Origin of the sequence: Pseudovibrio sp. Ad5 (assembly GCF_001623095.1) — a bacterium.
Classification (GTDB): Bacteria; Pseudomonadota; Alphaproteobacteria; order Rhizobiales; family Stappiaceae; genus Pseudovibrio.
Window position 1 is genome coordinate 226934 of the sequence record NZ_LMCH01000025.1, and the last position, 23572, is coordinate 250505.

At 52.0% G+C, this 23572-nt stretch carries 21 protein-coding genes; 17 read left to right on the forward strand and 4 right to left on the reverse strand.

Features of this window, described 5'->3' with window-relative positions; translation table 11 throughout:
- Positions 1-185 precede the first annotated feature (185 nt).
- The 3 genes from PsAD5_RS13335 (at position 186) to dnaE (ending at position 6163) form a co-directional block, all read left to right on the forward strand.
- Positions 186-1409 (forward strand): lipoprotein-releasing ABC transporter permease subunit, encoded by a 1224-nt coding sequence (locus PsAD5_RS13335; RefSeq protein WP_082597131.1) that lies wholly within the window; start codon positions 186-188, stop codon positions 1407-1409.
- Positions 1409-2140, forward strand: coding sequence for an ABC transporter ATP-binding protein (locus tag PsAD5_RS13340; RefSeq protein ID WP_063289363.1), 732 nt, complete (start codon positions 1409-1411; stop codon positions 2138-2140). Before PsAD5_RS13335 ends, PsAD5_RS13340 begins: the two co-directional genes overlap by 1 nt.
- 588 nt (positions 2141-2728) lie before the next feature.
- Positions 2729-6163, forward strand: coding sequence for a DNA polymerase III subunit alpha (gene dnaE / locus PsAD5_RS13345; protein WP_063292460.1), 3435 nt, complete (start codon positions 2729-2731; stop codon positions 6161-6163).
- A gap of 105 nt (positions 6164-6268) precedes the next feature.
- Here the strand turns inward: dnaE and PsAD5_RS13350 are convergent, their stop codons facing one another.
- Positions 6269-6955 carry a hypothetical protein gene (locus PsAD5_RS13350; RefSeq protein ID WP_063292461.1) on the reverse strand — a complete coding sequence of 229 codons (687 nt, stop codon included), beginning with the start codon at positions 6953-6955 and terminating at the stop codon, positions 6269-6271.
- Between the two features lie 357 nt (positions 6956-7312).
- Between PsAD5_RS13350 and rpsB the strand changes: the two genes are divergently transcribed.
- The 14 genes from rpsB (at position 7313) to lpxB (ending at position 21920) form a co-directional block, all read left to right on the forward strand.
- Positions 7313-8110: a 30S ribosomal protein S2 gene (rpsB, locus tag PsAD5_RS13355; protein ID WP_057465538.1), complete on the forward strand. Its 798-nt coding sequence runs from the start codon at positions 7313-7315 to the stop codon at positions 8108-8110.
- Between the two features lie 170 nt (positions 8111-8280).
- The gene (gene tsf, locus PsAD5_RS13360) at positions 8281-9204 is read left to right on the forward strand and encodes a translation elongation factor Ts (RefSeq protein ID WP_063289013.1); all 924 of its coding nucleotides are present in this window, start codon (positions 8281-8283) and stop codon (positions 9202-9204) included.
- A 65-nt stretch (positions 9205-9269) separates the two neighbouring features.
- The gene (gene pyrH / locus PsAD5_RS13365; RefSeq protein WP_057465535.1) at positions 9270-9989 is read left to right on the forward strand and encodes a UMP kinase; all 720 of its coding nucleotides are present in this window, start codon (positions 9270-9272) and stop codon (positions 9987-9989) included.
- Positions 9990-10087: 98 nt separating this feature from the next.
- On the forward strand, positions 10088-10645 hold the full coding sequence (gene frr / locus PsAD5_RS13370; protein ID WP_057465533.1) for a ribosome recycling factor: 558 nt from the start codon (positions 10088-10090) through the stop codon (positions 10643-10645).
- A 23-nt stretch (positions 10646-10668) separates the two neighbouring features.
- Positions 10669-11442, forward strand: coding sequence for an isoprenyl transferase (locus PsAD5_RS13375; RefSeq protein WP_063289012.1), 774 nt, complete (start codon positions 10669-10671; stop codon positions 11440-11442).
- Positions 11442-12332 carry a phosphatidate cytidylyltransferase gene (locus PsAD5_RS13380; RefSeq protein WP_063292462.1) on the forward strand — a complete coding sequence of 297 codons (891 nt, stop codon included), beginning with the start codon at positions 11442-11444 and terminating at the stop codon, positions 12330-12332. Before PsAD5_RS13375 ends, PsAD5_RS13380 begins: the two co-directional genes overlap by 1 nt.
- Positions 12333-12388: 56 nt before the next feature.
- Positions 12389-13561, forward strand: coding sequence for a 1-deoxy-D-xylulose-5-phosphate reductoisomerase (dxr, locus tag PsAD5_RS13385; RefSeq protein ID WP_063292463.1), 1173 nt, complete (start codon positions 12389-12391; stop codon positions 13559-13561).
- A 37-nt stretch (positions 13562-13598) separates the two neighbouring features.
- A complete protein-coding gene (rseP, locus tag PsAD5_RS13390; protein WP_063292464.1) occupies positions 13599-14735 on the forward strand; it encodes an RIP metalloprotease RseP in 1137 nt (378 codons plus the stop codon).
- A gap of 201 nt (positions 14736-14936) precedes the next feature.
- On the forward strand, positions 14937-17294 hold the full coding sequence (bamA, locus tag PsAD5_RS13395; protein WP_063292465.1) for an outer membrane protein assembly factor BamA: 2358 nt from the start codon (positions 14937-14939) through the stop codon (positions 17292-17294).
- Positions 17295-17359: 65 nt separating this feature from the next.
- Entirely contained in the window at positions 17360-18424 is a 1065-nt protein-coding gene (gene lpxD / locus PsAD5_RS13400) for a UDP-3-O-(3-hydroxymyristoyl)glucosamine N-acyltransferase (RefSeq protein ID WP_063292466.1), read from the forward strand.
- Between the two features lie 123 nt (positions 18425-18547).
- The gene (gene fabZ, locus PsAD5_RS13405) at positions 18548-19024 is read left to right on the forward strand and encodes a 3-hydroxyacyl-ACP dehydratase FabZ (RefSeq protein WP_063289006.1); all 477 of its coding nucleotides are present in this window, start codon (positions 18548-18550) and stop codon (positions 19022-19024) included.
- Between the two features lie 8 nt (positions 19025-19032).
- Complete coding sequence (lpxA, locus tag PsAD5_RS13410) at positions 19033-19833, forward strand: acyl-ACP--UDP-N-acetylglucosamine O-acyltransferase (protein ID WP_063292467.1); 801 nt, start codon at positions 19033-19035, stop codon at positions 19831-19833.
- 17 nt (positions 19834-19850) lie between these two features.
- On the forward strand, positions 19851-20720 hold the full coding sequence (locus PsAD5_RS13415) for an LpxI family protein (RefSeq protein WP_063292468.1): 870 nt from the start codon (positions 19851-19853) through the stop codon (positions 20718-20720).
- A 3-nt stretch (positions 20721-20723) separates the two neighbouring features.
- Entirely contained in the window at positions 20724-21920 is a 1197-nt protein-coding gene (gene lpxB, locus PsAD5_RS13420) for a lipid-A-disaccharide synthase (RefSeq protein WP_063292469.1), read from the forward strand.
- Between the two features lie 176 nt (positions 21921-22096).
- Here the strand turns inward: lpxB and PsAD5_RS13425 are convergent, their stop codons facing one another.
- From PsAD5_RS13425 to PsAD5_RS13435, 3 genes are read right to left on the reverse strand one after another with little or no spacing between them, the layout of a single operon-like run.
- Entirely contained in the window at positions 22097-22546 is a 450-nt protein-coding gene (locus PsAD5_RS13425) for a hypothetical protein (protein ID WP_208981922.1), read from the reverse strand.
- Positions 22547-22600: 54 nt separating this feature from the next.
- Positions 22601-23056, reverse strand: coding sequence for a hypothetical protein (locus PsAD5_RS13430; protein WP_063292470.1), 456 nt, complete (start codon positions 23054-23056; stop codon positions 22601-22603).
- 46 nt (positions 23057-23102) lie between these two features.
- Complete coding sequence (locus tag PsAD5_RS13435; RefSeq protein WP_063292471.1) at positions 23103-23570, reverse strand: hypothetical protein; 468 nt, start codon at positions 23568-23570, stop codon at positions 23103-23105.
- Between the last annotated feature and the right edge of the window lie 2 nt (positions 23571-23572).

The window sequence follows — 23572 nt, forward strand, 5'->3', positions numbered from 1 at the left end:
ATGCTAGGTGCCGGCGGCCTTTCTGCTGCCGGGCCTTTTTGCCAGAGCTTATGGCACTTGCTCTTCATGCTCCCTATATTCCACGGGGTAGTTGAACAGGCGGAAACGGAGAATAGTCTAGTATGACGGCAGAGATTCAGGCGGCTCATCCCGGAAAGAACCGGTGGTTTGCACCCTTTGAGTGGATGCTGGCAGGGCGTTATCTGCGCTCCAGACGCAAAGAAACTTTCATTTCAATTATTGCCGGTCTGTCCTTTTTGGGCATCACTTTGGGCGTTGCAACTCTGATTATCGTTATGGCGGTGATGAACGGGTTCCGCACGGAGCTGCTGACCAAAATTCTTGGCATCAACGGACATGTACTTGTGCAGCCCATAGATAGCCCGCTCAATGACTATGAGGCGACCTCGGTCAAACTGGCTGGCATTGACGGTGTTGATTTTGCTATGCCGTTTGTTGAAGGGCAGGCGATGATCTCCGGACCAAGCGCTGATCTGGGCGCTTTGTTCCGCGGTGTTCATAAGGCTGATCTTGATAAGCTGGATCTGGTGTCCGGGAATGTTCTGCTTGGAACGCTGGATGGGTTTGATGATGGCGAAGGTGTTGCCATTGGCTCCCGTCTTGCGCGTCAGCTGGGTGTTACTGTTGGTGATACGGTTCGCGTGATTACCCCGCGTGGCAGCATCACGCCGATGGGGATGACCCCGCGCGTGAAGGGTTATCCGGTTTCCGCGATCTTCCAGATTGGCATGAGCGAATATGATGGCACGATTGCCTTCATGCCGTTTAATGAAGCACAGCTGTACTTCAATAAGGAAGGCCTAGCGACGGGCATTGAGGTCTATGCTGATGACCCGGATGCTGTTGGTCCGCTGCGACCTGTCATTGAAGAAGAGGCCGGACGGCCTGTGTTCGTTTCTGACTGGCGCCAGCGCAATATGACGTTCTTCTCAGCGCTTGAGGTTGAGCGTAACGTGATGTTCCTGATCCTCACGCTGATTGTTCTTGTGGCCGCTTTGAATATCATTTCCGGCATGACCATGCTTGTGAAAGATAAGGGCCGTGATATCGCCGTGTTGCGCACGATGGGTGCAACTCGCGGCGCGGTGATGCGGATCTTCATCATCACGGGAGCCAGCATTGGAACCATTGGTACGTTTGCCGGGTTTATTCTGGGTACTGTGGTGTGCTGGAACATTGAGAGCATTCGTCAGGGGATTTCCTGGTTGACCTCGACCGAGCTGTTCTCGCCTGAGCTTTACTTCCTTTCAAAGCTGCCGGCTGAAATGAATCCAAGTGAGACGACCAGTGTTGTTATTATGGCTTTGGTATTGAGCCTGCTTGCTACGATTTATCCTGCCTGGCGCGCAGCCCGGCTCGATCCTGTTGAGGCTTTGCGCTACGAATGATGAATAAACCAACAAAACCGGTTGCTGGTGTTTCGCTTAAGGGTGAGGAACGCGTTCCTGTTCTGAGTTTGAAGAATGTTGTCCGCGGTTATGTCGAGGGCAACAGCAAACTGGAAATTCTGAAGGGCGCTGACCTTAACCTCTATGAGGGGGAAATGGTTGCGCTCGTGGCACCCTCTGGCGCAGGTAAGTCTACGCTGATGCATCTGGCTGGCCTTTTGGAAATGCCGCAGAGCGGTGAGGTGCTGATTGGCGGGCGGGAATGTTCCAAGCTCAATGATGATGCGCGCACAGCCATTCGGCGGACTGAGGTGGGCTTTGTCTACCAGTTCCATCAGTTGCTGCCAGAGTTTACTGCGCTGGAAAACATTGCGTTGCCGCAGATGATTTGCGGACTGAAACGTCAGGATGCGGAAGAACGCGCACGCCAGCTGCTTTCTTACATGCGTCTATCTGAGCGAGAAACTCATCGTCCGGCGGAGCTTTCCGGTGGTGAGCAGCAGCGTGTTGCGATTGCGCGTGCGGTTGCAAATGCACCGCGAGTTCTGTTGGCAGACGAGCCAACGGGGAACCTTGATCCGAACACCTCGCAGTATGTGTTTGAGGCGCTGACCGCGCTGGTTCGTGCCTCCGGTGTGGCGGCCTTGCTGGCAACCCACAATCTGGAAATTGCAAAACAGATGGACCGACGGATTACACTGCGCGAAGGCAAGGTGGTCGAGCTTCCTTAAGTTGGAAATGAGAGTGCGTTCCATTGAGAATCAAATGCCAGCGACCTGTTCGCTGGCATTTTTGTTTTGAGGGGATGTTCTTGTTTTGATGTCTGTTCTTCTCTCTGTCTGAGTGCTCAAGCAAGGCTGGTGTTCCGCGATACTTACCTGCGGCGTTAACGCTGATAGATTCAGCAACTTGTTGAGTTACTGAGGGAAATACCTTGCTGTGTTTGAGCGGTGATGTTGGAGGAGGAATGCGTATACCACTCATTAACTATGAGTTTGATCCAGCCAAATTAAGGGTTGAAACAATGAGAACATTGATAGAACATAACAGATACAAATAGGGTTCAAATTAAGGGTGTTTGTTATGTCATTTGTACTTCGTGAAGCAGCAGCATTCGGTTCTATCGTTCTTTTTGCAAGCAGCTGCCTGATGTGGGGTGATGCGCTGACCCGGATGCTTCCTTAGAAAATACTGAGGAAGAGAGGTTGGGAAACTCGGGATAACCGGTGGTGCGATTTGCCAGGCAATTGCATTTTGCTTTTGGGTCCTCCAAATGAGGTGCTACTGTCGCACATACCTTGCGAACCAAAAGGCTCCAGATGTCATCTCCAGGTTTCGTCCATCTCCGTGTTCACTCGGCTTACTCTTTGCTGGAAGGGGCTCTCCCAATTGGAAAGCTGCTTGATCTGGCTTCCAAGGATGAGCAACCGGCGCTGGCCATTACTGACAGCGGGAACTTGTTTGGTGCGCTTGAGTTTTCTGAAAAAGCTTTTGGCGCGGGTATACAGCCTGTCATTGGTTGTCAGATATCAGTGACCTTTGACGATCAACCTGACGCGGTGGGAGATGAAGCCGTCAGCGATCTGGTTTTTCTCGCCGTGAATAAAGGGGGCTATGAGAACCTCATGGATCTTGTATCAAGAGCCTTTCTTGATACAGAGCCGGGACTCAAAGCCAATGTTCCCCTTTCTCGTGTGTTGGATAAATCCGATGGCCTGATTGTTCTGAGCGGTGCAAGTGATGGTCCTATTAACTCGCAACTGCGAGAGGGGCATGTTGATCTTGCCAAGTCTCGCCTAGAGGTTTTGCAATCCACATTTGGCGATCGTCTATATGTGGAGTTGCAGCGCCACAATATGAAAGGCGAGGAAGATGTTGAGCCTGCGCTCCTGAACCTTGCCTATGATCTGAATATTCCAATTGTTGCGACCAACGAGGCTTATTTCCCTAATCCGGATGATTATGAAGCGCATGATGCCTTGATCGCGATTTCCGAAGGTCGTGTTCTTGTCGAGACGGATCGCCGTCAGCTGACGCCAGATCATTGCTTCAAAACCCGTGAGCAGATGATGGAGCTGTTCTCCGATCTTCCGGAGGCGCTTGAGAACTCCGTGGTGATTGCACGGCGCTGTCATTACCGGCCATTGAAGCGAGATCCTATTCTGCCGCGCTTTGCTGGTGCGGATGCTGATGCTGGCGAAGCGGAGCGTGCTGAGGCGGAAGAGCTGACGCGGCAGGCGAAGGAAGGCTTGCAGGCGCGTCTCGATCTGCATGGTCTGGCACCCGACCTTGAAGAGAAAGATTACTGGGACCGTCTGGATTATGAGCTTGGCATCATTATCCGTATGAAGTTTCCTGGATACTTCCTGATCGTTGCGGACTTTATCAAGTGGGCGAAGAACGAGGACATTCCTGTGGGGCCGGGGCGTGGTTCTGGTGCGGGGTCGCTTGTTGCCTGGTCACTGACCATCACCGATCTTGACCCAATGCGGTTCTCATTGCTGTTCGAGCGCTTCCTGAATCCGGACCGCGTGTCCATGCCGGATTTCGACATCGACTTTTGCCAGAACCGTCGTGAAGAAGTGATCCGGTATGTACAGCGCAAGTATGGCCGCGAGCAGGTGGCACAAATCATCACCTATGGAACGTTGCAGGCCAAGGCGGTGTTGCGTGATGTGGGCCGTGTTCTGCAGATGCCATACGGTCAGGTGGACCGCCTAAGTAAACTGGTTCCCGGCAACCCGGCCAATCCGTGCACACTGCCAGAGGCATTGGAGCAGGAGCCGCGGCTGCGTGAAGCAGCCAAGCAGGAAGAAGTTGTCGACCGCCTGCTGAAGATGGCGCAGAAGCTGGAAGGACTTTATCGTCACGCGTCTACCCACGCAGCGGGTGTGGTGATTGGGGACCGTCCGCTGGAGCAGCTGGTGCCGCTTTACCGAGATCCTCGTTCTGACATGCCTGTTGCTCAGTTCAACATGAAGTGGGTTGAAGCAGCCGGTCTGGTCAAGTTTGACTTTTTGGGTCTGAAAACGCTGACAGTGATTGATACTGCGGTTTCGCACATCAAGAAGCGTGGCATTGAAGTTAAGATCGATGAAATACCGATTGATGACCCCGCGACCTATAAGCTTCTGGCTGCTGGTGAGACGGTTGGCGTGTTCCAGCTGGAAAGTCAGGGCATGCGCCGCGCCATTGCTGGTATGCGGCCTGACCGGTTTGAGGATATCATTGCTCTGGTGGCGCTCTATCGCCCGGGCCCGATGGACAATATCCCGATCTACAACGCGGTAAAACATGGCGAGCAGGAGCCTGATTATCTCCACCCGTTGCTGGAGCCAATTCTGACCGAGACAAACGGCATTATCGTTTATCAGGAACAGGTGATGCAGATTGCTCAGGTGCTGTCTGGTTACTCTCTTGGTGAAGCGGATTTGCTGCGCCGTGCGATGGGTAAGAAGATTGCGGCTGAAATGGAGATCCAGCGCGCCCGCTTTGTTGAGGGGGCGGTTGAGCAGAAGGTCGATAAAAATCAGGCCGGGATGATCTACGATCTGGTGGCCAAGTTCGCGAACTACGGTTTTAACAAATCCCATGCGGCTGCGTATGCGCTTGTGGCCTATCAAACTGCGTGGCTGAAAGCGAACTATCCGGTTGAGTTCCTTGCCGGCATCATGACGCTTGATCTGGGTAATACGGACAAGTTGAGTGACTTCCGTCAGGAAGCGGTGCGTATGGGCATCGAGGTCGTGCCACCCTCCGTCAATAAATCCGGTGTGCATTTTGGCGTGCTTGACGGCAAGATCGTTTACGCCATGGGTGCGATCAAAGGTGTGGGCGAGCAGGCGGTTGAACACATTGTTGACGTGCGTGGAGATGAACCGTTTAAGGATCTGGGTGACTTTGCAACGCGCATCAGTCCGAAGGTTCTTAATAAGCGCACAATCGAGAATCTCATTGCCGCTGGAGCCTTTGATGAACTTAATCCAAACCGTGCGCAGTTGCTTGACGGTCTGGATCGCATCATCGGCATGGCACAGCGGACGGAAGAGAATAAGACATCTGGTCAAAATGATTTCTTTGGCGGAGATAATGCGCCTGAGCCTTTGATCCTTAATCCGACGGATCCGTGGCTGCCATCCGAGCGGCTGCAAAAAGAATATGCGGCGGTCGGCTTTTACATTTCAGCCCATCCGCTCGATGAGTATCGCGAGCTGTTCACCAAGTTGCGTGTGCAGCTTTGGAAGGATTTTGAGCGCTCTGTGAAAGCTGGGTCTTCCGCGGGGAGGCTTGCGGGAACTGTCACGGCAAAGCAGGAGCGCAAAACCCGTACCGGCAACCAGATGGGCATCGTTCGTATTTCTGATCCGACCGGGCAGTATGAAGCGGTGATGTTCTCTGAGACGCTGAACCAATGCCGCGATTTGCTGGAGCCAGGGCAATCTGTTGTGCTGCTGGTGCAGGCAGATATGCGCGATGAGGAAGTCAGTGTTCGCATTTCACAGGTAGAGCCGCTGGAGAAAGTGGCGGGCAGGGTGCATCGAACCCTGCGGATTTTCCTCGGGTCCAGTGAACCGATCCAGAGCCTGCAGCGCCAACTCCGCCGCGGCGGGGATGGTGAAGTGAGCTGCGTTGTGCTGCTGGATAACGGTCAGCGCGAAGTGGAGGTCAAACTCCCCGGCAATTATCAGCTTTCACCGCAACTGTCTGGTGCGTTGAAAACCCTACCGGGCGTGATGGACGTCCAGATGTCCTAGGATGCTTCGGTATATGCAAAAAAGAACCCCGCGGAAGATGTTCGGCGGGGTTTTCTATTTTAGAGCATGTTGCGTTTATTGGTGTTCATGCCAGCTGCTCCGATACTAAAAGATTTTCTGTATGACCTGTTCAGCGCAGGAGTAACCAAGGTTTCTGGCGAAGCGGTCTACGCTCTTTTGTCCTTTCTCAGCCAGATCAGTTAAATCGGCATGATCAGTAACGTTGCAGGTTGAGGCAGCGAGGATTTTGCCATCCTTGGCAGAAACCAGGAGTGCGCGTCCGCGGTAGCGGTAAGCGAGATTTGCGAACCAGCCTGCGCCCTGCATTTCTGACTGATAGGTGACTGTTGATACATCCAAGTAATAACCAGAGTAACCGGTTTCTCTGGCGAGCTTTGTGAGAGCTTTTGCGCGTTTCTCCTCGCTGATGGTCGGTTTGCTATATGGGCCCTTGATCGTGCCCTTAAAGCGGAACTTGTGGGTGCTCTGCAGATATTTGGTCAACCGGTCGCGCATGGCGGTTTGTGGATCGTGTTTCGCTGCGGGAATGGAGGCCATCTCGCCATAGGCGCCAGAGGCTGCATTCATGGCTGTGGTCACAACAATACCCAGCAGACCATGCTGGATGCCATGGGTGTTGATGTGGCCTTCTCTCACATGTCGGTTTTTGATGGGCTTTACTGAGGATTTGGAGATCGTCTTTGCATCAATGTCCGAGAGCTTGACGGTTTTGGCGCAGCCACCCAATGTCAAAGCCACAAGTGCTGCTACTATCAGTTTGTTTGGTGCCATTTTAAAATGTGTCCGAATTGAGTCATTTTGTTGATGTTTTGTTAACTATAACTTTTCGGAATTACTAATATGTAATGCGCATACCCACAGTTTGGTTTGGTGTCTGGTTGCTGTGGTAGAGATGATAAAATTTGGAGTTGTGCAAACAGGGCTGGAGAGCATCTGTTTTACTAATTCGGGCCTATGTGTTGATCTTAATCCTTGAGTGCTTGATCTTCTTGAAAAGGGGTTCTATAAGCGCCCCATCCCGCACGCAGGGCGGGGTTTGTCCTTGTGGCGAGCTCCATCCGGTTAGAGAGTTGCACGGTTGTGCTGCCCTGCGGAGGATTAAACCGGAAAACTAAGGAGAATAAAGGCATGGCTTTGCCTGATTTTACTATGCGTCAGCTGCTTGAAGCTGGCGTCCATTTTGGTCACCAGAAGCACCGCTGGAATCCAAAGATGAACAACTACATCTTTGGCGTTCGCAATAACATTCACATCCTTGATCTTGGTCAGACAGTTCCGCTTCTGCACCAGGCTCTCAAAGCTGTGTCTGATACTGTTGCTGCTGGTGGTCGCGTTCTTTTGGTTGGCACCAAGCGCCAGGCTCAAGAAGCTGTTGCAGAAGCTGCTCGCAACTCTGCTCAGTACTACGTAAACGCACGTTGGCTCGGCGGCATGCTGACCAACTGGAAGACGATCTCTCAGTCCATTCAGCGTCTGCGTAAAGTTGAAGAACTGCTTGACGGTGGTGATGCAAACCGCATGACCAAGAAGGAGCGTTTGTTCCTTGACCGTGAGCGTCAGAAGCTTGAGCGTAACCTTGGCGGTATTAAAGACATGGGCGGTATTCCCGACCTGATCTTTGTTATCGACACCAACCGCGAAGCTAACGCAATTCAGGAAGCTCGTCGTCTGGGCATTCCGGTTGCTGCGATCCTGGATTCCAACTGTGATCCGGATGGCATTACTTACCCTGTACCGGGTAACGATGATGCTGGTCGTGCAATTACTCTTTACACAGACCTGATCGCACGCGCTGCTATTGACGGCATCGCACGCGCATCCGGTTCTATGGGTATCGATCTCGGCGAATCTGAAGAACTCCTTGAAGAGCCTGTTCTTGCTGAAGAAGCTGCTCCTGCAGCTGAAGCTGACAAGAGCGAAGGCTAAGGTTTTCTCTCGGGAAGCGCATTTATGCGCTTCCCCTCCAGTTTTTATGTGATTTTTCGTCTGTTTTACTGCGAAGGGTCACGGTCGCTATGCGATAAATCGGATGAATCCGCAGGGAAGTCGGCTTCCTCTGATTTTTTTATGACACACTCCCGTCCATGAGGCGTACGATGAGCATTACCGCTGCTATGGTAAAAGAGCTCCGCGAAACAAGCGGTGCTGGCATGATGGATTGTAAAGCTGCCCTGAAAGAAACAGGCGGTGATATGGAAGCAGCTGTTGACTGGCTGCGTACCAAAGGCCTTGCAAAGGCTGCTAAGAAGGCTGGCCGTGTTGCGGCTGAAGGTCTTGTTGCAGTTGCTGCAGATGGCAACAAAGCTGTTGTTGTTGAGGTTAACTCCGAAACAGACTTCGTTGCTCGTAACGAAAATTTCCAGAAGCTGGTTCGCGATATCGCTGCAACCGCGCTTACTGTTGATGGTGACGTTGAGAAGCTTGCTGCAGCACCTTATCCAGGTTCTGACAAGAGCGTTGAAGGCGAACTGAAGGAAGCTGTTGGCACCATCGGTGAAAACATGACCCTTCGTCGTTCTGCTGGTCTGTCTGTTTCCGAAGGTGTTGTTGCTTCTTACATGCACAACGCCGCTGGCGACGGCCTTGGCAAAATCGGTGTTCTGGTTGCTCTTGAATCTGCAGGTGATGCAGACAAGCTGGCAGCTTTGGGTAAACAGATTGCAATGCACGTTGCAGCGACCAACCCAATGGCACTGAACACTGATGAGCTGGACGCAGACGCTGTTGAGCGTGAGCGCACTGTTTACATGGAACAGGCTCGTGAGTCTGGTAAGCCTGAAAGCATCATCGAGAAGATGGTTGAAGGTCGCCTGCGTAAGTTCTATGAAGAAGTTACACTGGTTAAGCAGTCTTTCGTTATCAACCCTGATCTGACTGTAGAGAAGGCCGTTGAAGAAACAGCTAAAGAAATCGGTTCTCCAATCAAACTCACCGGCTTTGTTCGCATCGCCCTTGGTGAAGGTATTGAAAAAGAAGAATCAGACTTCGCAGCTGAAGTTGCTGCTGCTGCTGGTAACTAATTTATTGAGGGCGTCGACTCAGTCGACGCCCTCTTTGTATCTGGATGCATAAAAAGAGGTTTACTATGTCTGAGGGTGTTCGCTGGAAACGAGTTCTTCTGAAACTTTCAGGGGAAGCGCTGATGGGCGACCAGGACTTTGGTATCGATCCAAAGGTGGTTGAACGGGTAGCAGCGGAAATTTCAGAGGCTGTAAATCTGGGTGCCCAGTTCGGCATCGTTGTTGGTGGCGGTAACATCTTCCGCGGTGTGGCTCTGGCAGCCAAAGGCGCTAACCGTGTGACCGGTGACCATATGGGTATGCTGGCAACCATTATGAATTCGCTCACGCTTGCCGATGCGCTTCGTCAGCGCGGTATTCAGGCGCGTGTGCTTTCCGCTGTTCCGGTGCCGTCGATTTGTGAGAGCTTTACTCAGCGCGGCGCAGAGCGTTACATGGAAGACGGGGACGTTATTCTGTTTGCCGGTGGTACGGGCAATCCGTTCTTTACCACTGATTCTGGTGCGGCACTACGTGCGGCAGAGATGCAGTGTGATGTGTTCCTCAAGGGTACCAGTGTTGATGGCGTTTATGACGCTGATCCTAAGCTTAAGCCTGATGCAAAGCGTTTTGACACGCTTACACCAGGGGAAGTTCTTGAAAAGAACCTTAAAGTCATGGATGCGACCGCGATTGCACTTGCCCGGGACAACTCTATTCCTGTAGTTGTCTTTTCCATCAAGACCTCCAGCGCGCTTGTTAATGTGCTGCGCGGGCAGGGGCTGTTTACGGTCATTGAAGACTAACAGGCATCAGCTGGTGTCTTAACTGTCGGATTTTGACCCGGGCCGGTTTTTAGTTTTGGAATGCCGGTCCGTTAAAATGATAGGTGAAAGAGGAAATTATGTCAGAGCTGGACTATGACGATCTTGACCGCCGCATGAATGGTGCGATCACAGCTTTGAAGCATGAATTTGCTGGTCTTCGTACTGGTCGTGCTTCTGCAAGTATGCTGGACACAATCACTGTGGAGGCTTATGGCGCTCCAATGCCGATCAACCAGGTCGCGACAGTCAGTGTTCCAGAGCCGCGCATGATTTCTGTTCAGGTCTGGGATCGTTCCATGATGCAGGCCACTGAAAAAGCTATCCGTGAATCCAGCCTTGGTCTGAACCCGGTTGTGGATGGCATGGTGCTGCGTTTGCCAATTCCTGAGCTTAATGAAGAGCGTCGTCAAGAGCTTGTCAAAGTTGCGCATAAATTTGCCGAGCAAGCGAAGATCGCTGCACGTCATGTTCGCCGCGATGGCATGGAAACCATCAAAAAGCTCGAAAAAGCTGGTGAGATGGGGGAAGACGATGCGCGGTCAGCTTCTGACAGGGTTCAGAAGATGACTGACGACATTATTGGTGAAGTTGATTCTGTACTTGCCAAAAAAGAACAGGAAATCAAGCAGGTTTAATCCTGTTTGCAAGCGGGGGCTATATGGCGGCGAGCGTTGAATTTGAGGCAGTTGATGCAAATTCCGAAATCGGACTTTTGAGTGTGCCTCGTCACGTCGCCATCATTATGGATGGTAATGGCCGTTGGGCAACTCGCCGGGGCCTTCCGCGTACTGAAGGGCATCGGCGCGGTGTGAAAACACTGCGCGAAGCCGTTAAACACGCACAAAAGCGCGGGATCTCCTACCTGACGCTTTTTAGCTTTTCTTCTGAGAACTGGGCGCGCCCGCAACAGGAAGTTTCTTTCCTGCTGGCCTTGCTGCGCCGGTTTGTACGCGATGACATTAAAGAACTCACCAAGACTAATGTGAGAGTTCGTGTCATCGGGTCCAAAGAAAATCTCGATAAATCCATGCTGACCCTGCTTAATGATGCGGAACGAGAGACCGCTCATTGTACCGGGCTGGTGCTGGTTATTGCTTTTAACTACGGAGCGCGGGACGAGTTCGTCCGAGCTGCACGGCAACTGGCGCAGCGCGTGGAAGCTGGTGAGTTGAGAGCTGCTGACATTGGGGAGGATGATGTCAGCACTTGTCTGGATACCCGTGATATTCCGGATCCAGACCTCATAGTCCGCACAGGGGGAGAGCAGAGACTTTCCAACTTCCTGTTGTGGCAGGCTGCTTATGCCGAATTTTATTTTGCTCCGACGCCCTGGCCTGAGTTTAACTCAGATGCTTTTGATGATGCTTTGCTGGCGTTCTCTAACCGTGACCGGCGGTATGGGGGTTTGAGCTCTGACGCGACTGGGACGTAATGCCTGACAAAAACAATCAGAACAATTCTGAAGGCGCTTCTGGAGGAATTATCCGGCGCGTGCTAAATGCAAATCCTGATTTGCTGGTACGCGCTCTTTCTGCAGTTATCCTTGCTCCTGTCGCGCTGGCGCTGACATGGGCGGGCGGTTTCTGGTTTGCTGGCCTCGTGCTTGTTGGCATGCTGATTGTTTACTGGGAATGGTACAAGATCATTTTGCAAAACACTCAGCGACCTGTTGTGCTGCTGGGCTATTTGTTTCTTCTCTTTATTGGCTTTAGTTACTTTCAGGCGCAACCGCTCTGGATTGCCGGTGCGCTGATTGTTGGCGCCGCGGTGCTTTACGGTGCTGGTGGCTTTGATCGGACGGCGCGCTGGGTGAGTGAGGGCTACGTTTACGCTGGCCTGACATTTGTCTCATTGCTTGCGCTGCGGGAAGGGGATGAAGGGCTATTCTTCATCATCTATCTCTTCCTTGTGGTCTGGGGAACCGATATTGCGGCCTATGTGTGTGGTCGCAGCTTTGGCGGACCTAAGCTTTGGCCTGCTGTTTCTCCAAACAAAACCTGGAGCGGTGCTATTGGTGGCGTGGTCTTTTCTTCGCTTTTAGGAATGGGCTTTGTTGCTGTTGCTGGTGGTTCTCAGCTGGTCTGGGCTTTTGGGCTTGCTGTTGTTCTTTCTGCAATCTCTCAGCTTGGAGATTTGTTTGAAAGCTCCATGAAGCGTCGCTTTAAGGTGAAAGACTCCAGTCGCCTTATTCCCGGGCATGGTGGGTTGCTTGATCGCGTTGATGGCCTTGTCGCTGCCGCTGTGTTTGCCTATGTGGTTGGTGTAGTGTTTGGCGGTCAGCTGTTCGATCCAAATGCAGGGTTGATGCTGTTTGCATCCTGATACTGCTGATTTTTGTGCTTCGCCCACGGTTCTGTTGATTTGCAAGGGTTGTTGATATGACAAAATCTCTCACTGTGTTGGGAGCAACCGGATCGGTTGGAGCCAGTACGCTCAAAGTTATTGCGCACAGCCCTGAGCGTTATGACGTCAATGCACTTGTTGCAGGCCGCAATGTTGATGCGCTTGCTAAGGCGTGCCGGGAGACTGGCGCAAAGCGTGCGGTCATTGGTGATGCCTCCAAATACGAAGATCTTAAAGCGGCACTCGCCGGTACTGGCGTTGAGGTTTCTGCAGGTCGTGAGGCTGTGCTGGAGGCGGCTAGCCAGAAGGTGGATGTGCTGGTTTCTGCTATGGTGGGAGCCGCAGGGCTGGAGCCGACCATTGAGGGGATCAAGGCAGGTAGCAATATCGCTCTTGCCAATAAAGAAACTATGGTGTGTGCAGGCACGATTGTGTGTGAGCTGGCTGAAAAGCATGGCTCCAAACTGCTGCCGATGGATTCAGAGCATAATGCGATTTTTCAGGTGTTTGAGCAAGATGACCCCAAAGCTGTCGACAAAGTGATTGTCACAGCTTCAGGTGGACCGTTTCGGACATCGACACTGGATGAGATGCGTGTTGCGACGCCTGAGGTGGCGCTGAAGCATCCGAACTGGTCCATGGGGCGGCGGATTACCATTGATAGTGCTTCGATGGTGAACAAAGGTCTTGAGCTGATTGAGGCCTATCATCTGTTCCCTATTACCGCTGATCAGCTGGATGTGGTTGTCCATCCACAATCAATTGTCCATGGCATGGTTAGATATTGTGATGGGTCATTATTGGCCCATATGGCGGTTCCGGACATGTGCGGGCCAATTGCTCATTGTCTGGCATACCCAACCCGAAAGACGGCTCCGGTTGCGGATCTTGATCTGGGGATGATTGGGCGTCTGGACTTTGAAAAGCCTGATTTTGAGCGTTTTCCTGCGCTGTCACTTGCACGTAAAGTGATGGAACTTGGCGATGGGGCAGGGACGATTTTTAACGCAGCTGACGAAGTGGCGGTGGAAGCCTTCCTTGGACGGAAGATCGGCTTCCTCCAGATCCCAGAGCTTCTTGAGGATGTTCTGAATCGGCTTCATACGCAAAATATGCTAGATTGTTCAGATCAGCTGGAGGAGATTCTTCAGTTGGATCAGGTAGCGCGTCGAGTTGCAAACGAAGTTATTGGGAAGATGGCCGCCTAATCCGGCGCTTCCTAAAAAATAAGGTAAGGCTGTTCGCATGGACGTTCTGAGTTCAGTTCTTGGTGGTTCGCTCGGAGTCATCATTCCCTTCTTGGCTGTGCTTACTGTGGTTGTTTTCTTCCATGAGCTAGGGCATTTCCTCGTCGCGCGTTGGTGCGGGGTGAAGGTTCTTGCATTCTCAGTCGGGTTTGGACCGGAACTGTTGGGTCGCAATGACAAGCATGGGACGCGCTGGAAGGTCTGTGCCATTCCGCTGGGTGGCTATGTGAAGTTCTCAGGTGATGAGAATGCTGCAAGCGTGCCTGACCGTGACGAGCAAGCCAAAATGGATGAGGAGATGCGCCGGACTGCGTTCTTTGCGAAGAACCCATGGCAGCGCTCCGCAATTGTGGCCGCAGGGCCTATTGCCAATTTTATCCTCGCTATTCTTATCTTTGCAGGAATGTTTGGATTTTTAGGAAAATTCGAAACATTGCCGCGTGTGGATCAGGTGCGACCTGGTAGTGCGGCTGAAATGGCCGGCATTTTGCCAGGGGATTTGATCCTCTCGATTGATGGCAATCCAGTAGAAAGTTTCAATGATGTGCAGCGGGTCGTGACGGCGAGTGCGGGCGTTCCGATGCAGATCGATGTGGAGCGCGGGGATGCTGTCGAGCGCCTTACTGCAACGCCAGAACTACAGGAAATCAGTGATGGTTTTGGGAATACGCAGAAGGTTGGAATTCTTGGAATTCAGCGAAATACTTCTCAGGAAGATATCATAGTCAAGCGTTTTGGCCCGGTGGAAGCTGTGGGTGAAGGGGTAAAAGAGACATGGTACATTCTTGATAGGACATTAGGTTATATTGGCGGTCTTTTCCTCGGTAAAGAAGATCCGGACCAACTAGGTGGTCCGATTCGCGTAGCGCAAATTTCTGGGCAAGTTGCGACCCATGGTATTTTACCGCTAATTAACCTTACCGCAGTTTTGTCAATTTCTATTGGTTTACTCAACCTTATGCCTGTTCCCATGCTGGATGGCGGGCATCTGCTATACTACATCATCGAGATCGTAAGGGGTAAGCCGTTGAGTGAAAAACTGCAGGATTTCGGGTTCCGGATAGGAATCACTCTGGTTCTGCTTCTAATGGTTTTTGCGACCTGGAATGATCTGCGGTCGATTATCGGCTCTTAGGTAAGTTGCGTAACCAAAGGTTGGGCAAAGGATTGGGCAAATTGCATTAAATCCAGTTGTGTCGCCTTGCTTTACTCTGAAAACCTTGTACAAAGTTCCTAGGTGTTTCAGATTCTATCCATTACCCTGAGGCGCATTAGTGATCTGAGGATCAGGGGACTAATGCAACTTTAGGCTGAAAATAAAAGGCATAGCAGTTCTATGCAGTCATTTAAGAACCTGTCACGTGTGTCGCTTTTGGCAATGGCCGTTGCAGCTACTAGTACAGTTGCTCCGGTTGGTGTTCCGTTTATCGGAGCAGGGGTTGCCGAGGCCGCGGTGGTTAACAAGATTGTCGTTAACGGTGCAACGCGCATCGAAAGCGAAACAGTTCGCAACTACCTGACTATCCGTCCAGGGAAATCGTTTTCTGCAATTGATATCGACGAGAGCCTGACCACGCTTTATGCGACCGGTCTGTTTGCTGATGTTTCCATCGAGCAACGCGGCGGCACTCTTGTTGTTGATGTTAAAGAAAATCCAGTTATCGGCAAAATCTCCTTTGAGGGTAACAAGCGACTGAAAGACGAAGCTCTGCAATCAGTCGTTCGTTCTTCTGAACGGTCCATGCTGACACGTGCGCGTGTTCAGTCTGATGCTCAGAACCTTCTGGAAGCTTATCGTCGCTCCGGTCGCTATCGTGCGTCTGTTGAGCCGAAGATTATTGAGCGCGCTAATAACCGTGTGGATCTGGTTTTTGAAATCGAAGAAGGGGATAAGACGGGTGTTGCCCGTATTTCCTTCATCGGTAACCAAGCCTTCTCCGACGGCTACCTGCGTGAGCAGATCCAGACCCGCGAAAGTGGCTTCCTCGGCTGGTTGCGTACAACTGATGTTTATGATCCTGACCGTCTCGATGTAGATGAAGAATCTTTGCGTCAGTTCTACTACCAGAAGGGTTACGCTGACTTCCGCGTTGTTTCTGCTGTTGCAGATCTGGACCGTGAGCAAAACATCTTCTACGTGACGTTCACTGTTGATGAAGGTGAGCAGTACGAGTTCGGCGATATCGAAATCGATACATCGTTGTCTGCTGTTGACCCAGAGGCGATGCGCCAGTATCTGCGCACTCAGTCTGGTGATACCTACAACTCTTTAGAAGTTGAAAAGACGCTTGAAGCTCTGACGCTGGAAGTTTCCAAGGCAGGCTATGCGTTTGCTCAGGTTCGCCCTCGTGGTGAGCGTGATTATGAGAACAAGACAGTCTCGATCACTTATTTGATCGAAGAAGGTCCACGCGTTTATGTCGAGCGTATCAACGTTCGTGGTAATGACCGTACACGTGAGTACGTGATCCGCCGCGAATTCGATCTCGCTGAAGGTGATGCTTACAACCGTATCCTTCTGGATAAGGCTGAGCGTCGTCTGCGCAACACGCGTTACTTCCAAAATGTGCGTATTACGCGTCAGCAGGGCAGTGCGCCTGACCGTGTGATCATCAACGTGGATGTTGAAGAGCAGCCAACCGGTGAAGTTTCATTCGGTGTGGGTTACTCCACCTCTGACGGTGTGATTGGTGATATCTCCATCACCGAGCGCAACTTCCTTGGTCGTGGTCAGTACGTTAAAGCTGCTGTTGGTGGTGGTACCGACAACCAGAAGTATGAGTTCAAATTCGTTGAGCCGTTCTTCATGGGGCGCCGTATCTCTGCAGGTCTGGATGTGTACCGCCGCGTATACGATCAGAACAGCTCCCGTGCTTATGAAGAGCAGACAACTGGTGGTGCTGTTAACTTCGGTCTTCCACTTCGCGAAGATGAGCTGACGCTTAACCTGTTCTACAAGCTCTACCAGCGTGATCTGACCCGTAGCGATTCTACTGGCATTAGTAATTGTGCAGATGGTGTTTCGCTGGGTGTTTGTGACTCTCTTGGTGAGTACACAACATCTCTTGCCGGCTTCTCACTGGTCTACAATACTCTGGACAACAATCTGAACCCACGTGATGGTTATGTTGCATCCTACGAGCAGGAAATTGCTGGTTTGGGTGGTCAGTCGCAGTATCTGCGTGGTCAGTTTAAGGGTAGTGCGTTTGAAGAGCTCTACGCTGAATGGGGTCTTGTTGGCTTTGTGAAGGGTTCTGCCGGTTACATCGAATCTATCGGTAACCGTTTGCGTGTAACTGATCAGTTCCAGGGTTCACCTGACAGAATTCGTGGTTTTGCGACCAATGGTTATGGCCCTCGTGATGAAAACGGTGGCGATGCTTTGGGTGGTAAATACTACGTTGCAGGTACTGTTGAAGGCCAGTTCCCATTCCCAGTCTTCCCTGAAGAACTTGGATTGTCGGGCGCAGTCTTCGCTGATGCGGGTTCTCTCTGGGGTGTGGATAGTGAACTGTCTTCTGTAATCGGAAGCGGTATCCAGTCTGAAGACTTCGATCTTCGTGCCTCTGTTGGTGTTGGTGTGTTGTGGCAGTCGCCGTTTGGGCCGCTGCGTGCTGACTTTGCTTGGCCTGTGCTCAAAAACGATGTTGATGAAACGCAGGTATTCAAGCTCAGTGGTGGTACACGCTTCTGATCTAGTGAAAATTTGATTATAATCGGTCGTCGATACCCTCGGCGGCCGTTTTTTTGTAGGATCCTATGACAGAACCATCAAATCAATCTGAAGTTAGCCCGGTTTTCTTCCCTGAAGCTCGATCAATAACAGTGAAACAAGTAGCTGAATGGGCTGGGGCGGAGATTGTTCGTGGTGATAGTGAGCTTGCCATTACTGGTGTTGCTCCTCTGGATGAAGGCGTTCCCGGAACGCTTGTGTTTATCGATAATCCAAAATATCTGGATCAGCTTGAGAGCACGAAGGCAACAGCTTGTCTCGTGAGCAAAAAGCATGTCGACAAGGTGCCTGACGGCGTTGTGCCTTTGCTCGCCAAGGAACCGTACCGCTCACTGGCGAAAGTTCTGGCAGAGCTTTACCCAACCGCAATGCGGCCACTTCCGGTAACCAGCGAGACGTCTGTCAGTGCGCGTGCTTTTGTTGATGAGAGCGCGCAGCTGGGTGAAGGTGTTGTTGTTGAAGTTGGTGCTGTCATTGGCGCGCATGTGGTGATTGGGGCTGGATCTCGTGTTGGTCCCAATGCAGTGATCGCTGCCAATTGTCAGCTGGGCGAGAACTGCTCCATTGGAGCAAATTCCAGTTTGCAGCACGCAGTGCTTGGCGATCGTGTCATTATTCACCCAAACGTTAGCATAGGGCAGGATGGCTTTGGGTTTGCGATGGGGCCAGGTGGACATATCAAGGTTCCCCAGCTGGGCCGAGTTGTGCTAGGAAATGATGTTGAAATTGGCGCTGGCTCCTGTATAGACCGCGGTGCAAACCGTGATACGACTGTGGGTGATGGAACCAAGATTGATAATCAGGTTCAGGTTGGTCACAACGTTAATATCGGAAAGCATTGCGTCATTGTTTCTCAGGTAGGGATTTCTGGAAGTTCCAGCCTTGAGGATTATGTGGTTCTTGGCGGACAGACCGGTGTTTCCGGGCACGTTTGCATTGGAATGGGCGCGCAAGTTGCTGGCGTAAGTGCTGTACACGACGATCTGGCGCCAGGTGGGCGTTATGGTGGTGTACCGGCACGGCCGATCCGTGAGTGGTTCAAGGAAATGACGGCGCTTCGCCGCCTGACCGCTCAAGGCGGCAAGAAATAACAGATTAGACCCGGGATCTGATCCCGATAGTTAACTAGATTGGCTGGTGAATGAGGAGGGCGTGTCCTCAGATGCTCCAAGTGAGACATATGCCAGTCAAACCGATATTGCTGAGGCATTATTATGAGTGATGTAGAGACCAGAACACTTGAAAGCGCTGATATCATGCGGGTTATGGAGCTTTTGCCCCATCGTTATCCGTTTTTGATGATTGACCGTATCGTTGATATGGACGGCGACAACTCAGGTGTTGGTATTAAGAATGTAACCATCAATGAGCCACATTTTCAGGGACATTTTCCAAGCCAGCCTGTAATGCCAGGTGTGTTGCTTATCGAAGCGATGGCTCAGACTGCTGGTGCGCTTTGCGTCCATGGTCGTGAAAAGAAAGATGTGCCTTCTCTGGTTTACTTCATGACCATTGATAAGTGTAAGTTCCGCAAGCCTGTGGTTCCTGGTGATCAGGTGCACTTTCATGTGAAAAAAGTCCGCAACCGCGCGACCATCTGGAAGTTTGAAGGTGTTGCAATGGTAGACGGGCAGAAGGTTGCTGAAGCGGAAATCAGCGCAATGCTTGTCGATTCTGACGAGGCGAATTGAGGTCATTGATGCAACAGATTCATCCCACCGCGATTATCGAGGATGGGGCCGTACTTGGAGAGAATGTCAAGATCGGTCCTTACTGCATGGTGGGTCCCAAGGTAACTCTTGGCGATGATGTAGAGCTTGTTTCCCATGTGGTGATCGCTGGACGGACAACGATCGGCGCCCGGTCGAAGGTCTACCCGTTTGCCAGCTTGGGGCATCAGCCGCAGGATCTGAAGTTTTCCGGCGAAGACACGCTACTGGAAATCGGCGAAGACAATCAGATCCGCGAGCACTCCACCATGAACCCTGGCACTGCCGGCGGTGGTGGTGTGACGCGCGTTGGGAATGGTGGCCTGTTCATGATGGGTACTCATGTCGGGCATGATTGCATTGTGGGCAACAACGTTATTCTGGCCAACAACGCAACGCTTGCCGGGCATGTTGAGGTTGAAGATCACGTGATCTTTGGCGGACTGTCTGCTGTGCGTCAGTGGTGCCGTGTGGGTGCTCATTCCATCATTGGTGGTCTGACTGGTGTTGAGTTTGACGTGATCCCTTATGGATCTGTGATTGGTGATCGTGCGCGTCTTGCAGGGCTGAATCTGATTGGTTTGAAGCGCCGCAACTTTTCTCGCGAAGAAATCCACGCCCTGCGCGGTGCGTATAAGGAGGTCTTCAACAGTGAAGAGGGTACGTTGCGTGCTCGTGCGGACATTGCGCGGACAAAGTACGCTGAATTTGAAGGTGTGCAGACGATGACGTCGTTCATGCTGGAAGATGAAAAGCGCCGGTTCTGTACGCCGCGCAACACCAGTGAATAAGGGTCTGTTTTGAATTCATGGTGAAACAGGCACCTATTGCTGTGATTGCTGGCGGCGGCGATCTGCCCGGTCTGGTCATTCGGTCTGCTATGGAACAAGGTCGCGATGTGGTGACCATCGCAATCAAGGGGGAGGCAGATGCCTCCCTTTCTGCGTTTAATCCCGTTGAACTTGGCTGGGGGCAGATCGGCAAACTGTTCTCAACGCTTAAATCTAATGGTGTTCAGGATGTGGTGTTGATCGGCGCTGTGCGGAAGCGGCCTGACTTCACATCGATCCTTGGTGATTTTGGAACGATTTGGCGTTTGCCGCGTATCATCAAGGCTGTTGTTGGCGGTGATGATCATTTGCTGGTGAAAGTAGCCGGGATATTTGAACGAGAGGGTTTACACGTGGTTGGTGCTCATGAAGTTGCTCCGGGGCTGGTCGCCAGCCCAGGCCACGTGGCAGGGCCGAAGCCGGATGCTAAGGCTCTGAGTGATATGAAGCTTGCCATTGAGGCTGTCGATGCTGTGGGCCGATTGGATATCGGGCAGGGTGCTGTTGCTGTTGGCGCGCGTGTTGTGGCTGTTGAGGGGGCTGAAGGCACGGATGCCATGCTTGAGCGAGTTGCTGGCTTGCGTGCAAATGGCCGTGTCCGGTCCAAGGGGGCTGCGGGTGTGCTTGTAAAGTGCTCTAAGCCGCAACAGGATCTGCGCCTTGATATGCCGACCGTTGGGCCAGAAACCATACAGAAAGCTTCTGTCGCACAGTTAAAAGGCGTGTGTGTTGAGGCTGGGCGTGTGCTGGTTGCTCATCGTGATGAGGTTGAGCGCCTTTGCGATGAACTTGGTGTTTTCCTTTATGGCTGCGCACGTGATGAAGATTTTGAATCTGGTGAGCGCTAAGGTATGAGCGATTTGGAAGCTGTCAAACCCTTCAAGGTTTTCTTTGTTGTTGGCGAGGAATCAGGTGATCAGCTCGGCGCGGAAGTCATAAAAGCTCTGCGGGCTTCGATTGGTGATCGTCTACAAGCCTGTGGTCTGGGCGGTGAGCGCATGGCGGCTCAAGGTGTGCAGTCGATCTTTCCGCTGCATGATATTGCTGTGATGGGCATTACGGCGGTGTTGGAGCGTTTGCCGACAATTATTCGCCGTGTACATCAAACCGTTGATGCGGTTATTGCCGAGCAACCTGATTTGCTGCTGATCATCGACTCTCCGGATTTCACTCACAATGTGGCAAAGCGCGTGCGCAAAAAAGCGCCTCATATCCGAGTGGTGGACTATGTGAGCCCGTCTGTGTGGGCGTGGCGTCCGGGACGTGCGAAGAAGATGGCGGCATATGTGGATCAGCTGCTTGCTCTGTTGCCGTTTGAGCCTGATGCCCACAAGCGCCTTGGTGGGCCGCCTTGTGACTATGTAGGGCATCCGTTGATTGAACGGCTTGCGGATTTGCGGCCTGCTCCGGGGGAGCGCGCAGAGCTCGGGACAGACAGAAAGCAGTTGGTGGTGCTTCCGGGCTCCCGAACCAGCGAGGTTTCGCGGTTGCTGGAGCCGTTTGGTGAAGCAGTCGCTTTGATTTGTGCGCAAGACCCGGATGTGGATGTGATCATTCCAGCAGTGCCTCATCAGGAACAGCGCATTCGCGATGGTGTGGCGTCCTGGAAGGTGCAGCCGCGTATTGTGACGGGTGAAGCGGAAAAGTTTGCGGCTTTGCGACAGGCAAATGCAGCGCTTGCGGCCAGCGGTACTGTGTCTTTGGAGCTGGCGATTGCTGGGGTGCCTATGGTTATAGCTTACAAGCTGGACTGGTTCTTCCGCCGTTTGAAGCAGATCAACCGGTTCGTCAAGATTGTTGCGGTGGACACCATTGTGCTGCCCAACCTTGTGCTTGGAGATCACAGCATCAAGGAATATATTGAAGACGAAGCGGACCCTGAAGTGCTCAGTCAGGCTGTACTTACGCTGCTGTCTGACAGTGCAGAGCGGCGGGCGCAGCTGGACGCGTTCTCTCGTATTGATGAAAAGATGCGTTTGCCTGAAGGCGAAAGTCAGGCAGGCAAGGCTGCCCGGATCATTTTGGAAACGGCTGGAGTTTCAGCTTAGGTGCTTTTGAAAGTGATTCATTAAATGGGTGTAGCTCTTTGAAAACCAAGAGTCATTTGGAGTTGCGCTTAAAGTGATGCTTTAAGCGCAGGGTGTTCTCCTCAGTGCTTGTTTAATGCAGTGAAAGAGTACACCTCGAACGGCTTATCTAGTTTTTCTCGAGTGTATTAATCAATTTATTTATTTTTGACCTTGATGGCCCCTCTGCAGGTGCCATCTGAGAACAGTCCAGTCGCTTCTTTGTCTCCGATCAGTCCGGTCGTCGTTATGGTTAGGTGAACGGGTGTTTGGCTGTCGTCATCTGGAAAGAGAACTTCATATCGGCTTTCGATGGAAAAGATGCCTTCGGTCACATTGATGCTTCGTGAAGCTACTGTGATGTCATGGCCTTTGTCGGTCATACGTTTGATGGAAAACTTTGTAGAGTCGGGGTGATCTCTTGTTGCTAACTCCTCACCGTATCGTTTCAAACAGATGTCGTCTGGCGCGCTTCCATTGATCATAGAGACATTGGAGAAGGTGATTATGTTGTCATTGAAATGCAGCTTCTCGATTATCGCTTGTGCAGAGGTGCTTGCGATGATCAGCGCCAGTGCGTTGAAAGTGGCCAGGAAGAGTATTTTCAACGTTCGCTCCATTACGTCATTATTGGTGAGTTGAGATGGCCCGTATCATTACACTTATGGTTCCAATACCTTGATGTGCAGTGTTCCGCGGCAGGTGCCGTCGGAGAAAACGCCGGACGCTTCCTGAGTGCCGACCAGACCTGTTGCGGCCAGTTCCACGTCAACAGGTGTTTTGGTTTCATCTCCCGGGAAAATGATCTCGTACTCATTCTCGATTGAGAAAATGCCCCCGCTGACGCTGCCACCGATGGCGATGACCAGAATGTCATGGCCTTTGTCCGTGCCGCGTTTGAGTGTGTCGTTGGTGGAATCCGGATGGTCCTTGGTTGTGAAGCCTTCACCGTAGCGCTTTTCGCAGGTTCCATCATCTGGACTGCCGTCTGTCATGGAGAGATTGGAGAAGGTGATTGTTTTATCGCCGGGCCCCAGCCTTTGTGCGACGGCCAAAGCAGCGGTGCTGGTGATGGCCAGTGCCGTGAAGGCGATTGTGGTCAGGAGCAGTGTTTTCATTGTTCTATCCGTCCCGTATCGTTGGGTGGTATGACGCGGTGTTGTATCATTGAAGTTGTGTTTTCTTCAGCAGTGTCATCACTGTAGAGCCGCGACACGTCCCGTCAGAGAAGACCCCAGTCGCTTGCGTTTCGCCTGTGATCCCTGTTGCCATCAGCTGAAAGTTGACAGGTTTGCTTTGTATGTCCTGCGGGAAGGTGATGATGTATTCATTCTCCACTGAGTACAGGCCACTTTCCAAGCTGCCGCCTATATGGATCATTTTGATCTCATGCCCCTCATAGGTGATGAAGTTGCGATGCTCTGCGAGGGAGCCTGGATGTTTCTTAACCGTGAAGCCATTGGCATATCTTTTCGCGCAGATCCCGTTGTCCGGACTTCCGTCCACCAGTGACGGGTCGGTGAATGCGGAAAACTTGTCGCCGCGCCCCATTCGCAGGCTCATCGCGTCTGCGCTGATGCTTGTGAGCGTCAGGGCTGTCAGGGATATGGCTGTGCAAAGGGCGGCTTTCATCG

Bases quoted from the DNA above. Each gene is read 5' to 3' on its own strand.
- PsAD5_RS13335 (WP_082597131.1), top strand. From the start codon at position 186: ATGCTGGCAGGGCGTTATCTGCGCTCCAGACGCAAAGAAACTTTCATT.
- PsAD5_RS13340 (WP_063289363.1), top strand. From the start codon at position 1,409: ATGAATAAACCAACAAAACCGGTTGCTGGTGTTTCGCTTAAGGGTGAG.
- dnaE (WP_063292460.1), top strand. From the start codon at position 2,729: ATGTCATCTCCAGGTTTCGTCCATCTCCGTGTTCACTCGGCTTACTCT.
- PsAD5_RS13350 (WP_063292461.1), bottom strand. From the start codon at position 6,955: ATGGCACCAAACAAACTGATAGTAGCAGCACTTGTGGCTTTGACATTG.
- rpsB (WP_057465538.1), top strand. From the start codon at position 7,313: ATGGCTTTGCCTGATTTTACTATGCGTCAGCTGCTTGAAGCTGGCGTC.
- tsf (WP_063289013.1), top strand. From the start codon at position 8,281: ATGAGCATTACCGCTGCTATGGTAAAAGAGCTCCGCGAAACAAGCGGT.
- pyrH (WP_057465535.1), top strand. From the start codon at position 9,270: ATGTCTGAGGGTGTTCGCTGGAAACGAGTTCTTCTGAAACTTTCAGGG.
- frr (WP_057465533.1), top strand. From the start codon at position 10,088: ATGTCAGAGCTGGACTATGACGATCTTGACCGCCGCATGAATGGTGCG.
- PsAD5_RS13375 (WP_063289012.1), top strand. From the start codon at position 10,669: ATGGCGGCGAGCGTTGAATTTGAGGCAGTTGATGCAAATTCCGAAATC.
- PsAD5_RS13380 (WP_063292462.1), top strand. From the start codon at position 11,442: ATGCCTGACAAAAACAATCAGAACAATTCTGAAGGCGCTTCTGGAGGA.
- dxr (WP_063292463.1), top strand. From the start codon at position 12,389: ATGACAAAATCTCTCACTGTGTTGGGAGCAACCGGATCGGTTGGAGCC.
- rseP (WP_063292464.1), top strand. From the start codon at position 13,599: ATGGACGTTCTGAGTTCAGTTCTTGGTGGTTCGCTCGGAGTCATCATT.
- bamA (WP_063292465.1), top strand. From the start codon at position 14,937: ATGCAGTCATTTAAGAACCTGTCACGTGTGTCGCTTTTGGCAATGGCC.
- lpxD (WP_063292466.1), top strand. From the start codon at position 17,360: ATGACAGAACCATCAAATCAATCTGAAGTTAGCCCGGTTTTCTTCCCT.
- fabZ (WP_063289006.1), top strand. From the start codon at position 18,548: ATGAGTGATGTAGAGACCAGAACACTTGAAAGCGCTGATATCATGCGG.
- lpxA (WP_063292467.1), top strand. From the start codon at position 19,033: ATGCAACAGATTCATCCCACCGCGATTATCGAGGATGGGGCCGTACTT.
- PsAD5_RS13415 (WP_063292468.1), top strand. From the start codon at position 19,851: ATGGTGAAACAGGCACCTATTGCTGTGATTGCTGGCGGCGGCGATCTG.
- lpxB (WP_063292469.1), top strand. From the start codon at position 20,724: ATGAGCGATTTGGAAGCTGTCAAACCCTTCAAGGTTTTCTTTGTTGTT.
- PsAD5_RS13430 (WP_063292470.1), bottom strand. From the start codon at position 23,056: ATGAAAACACTGCTCCTGACCACAATCGCCTTCACGGCACTGGCCATC.
- PsAD5_RS13435 (WP_063292471.1), bottom strand. From the start codon at position 23,570: ATGAAAGCCGCCCTTTGCACAGCCATATCCCTGACAGCCCTGACGCTC.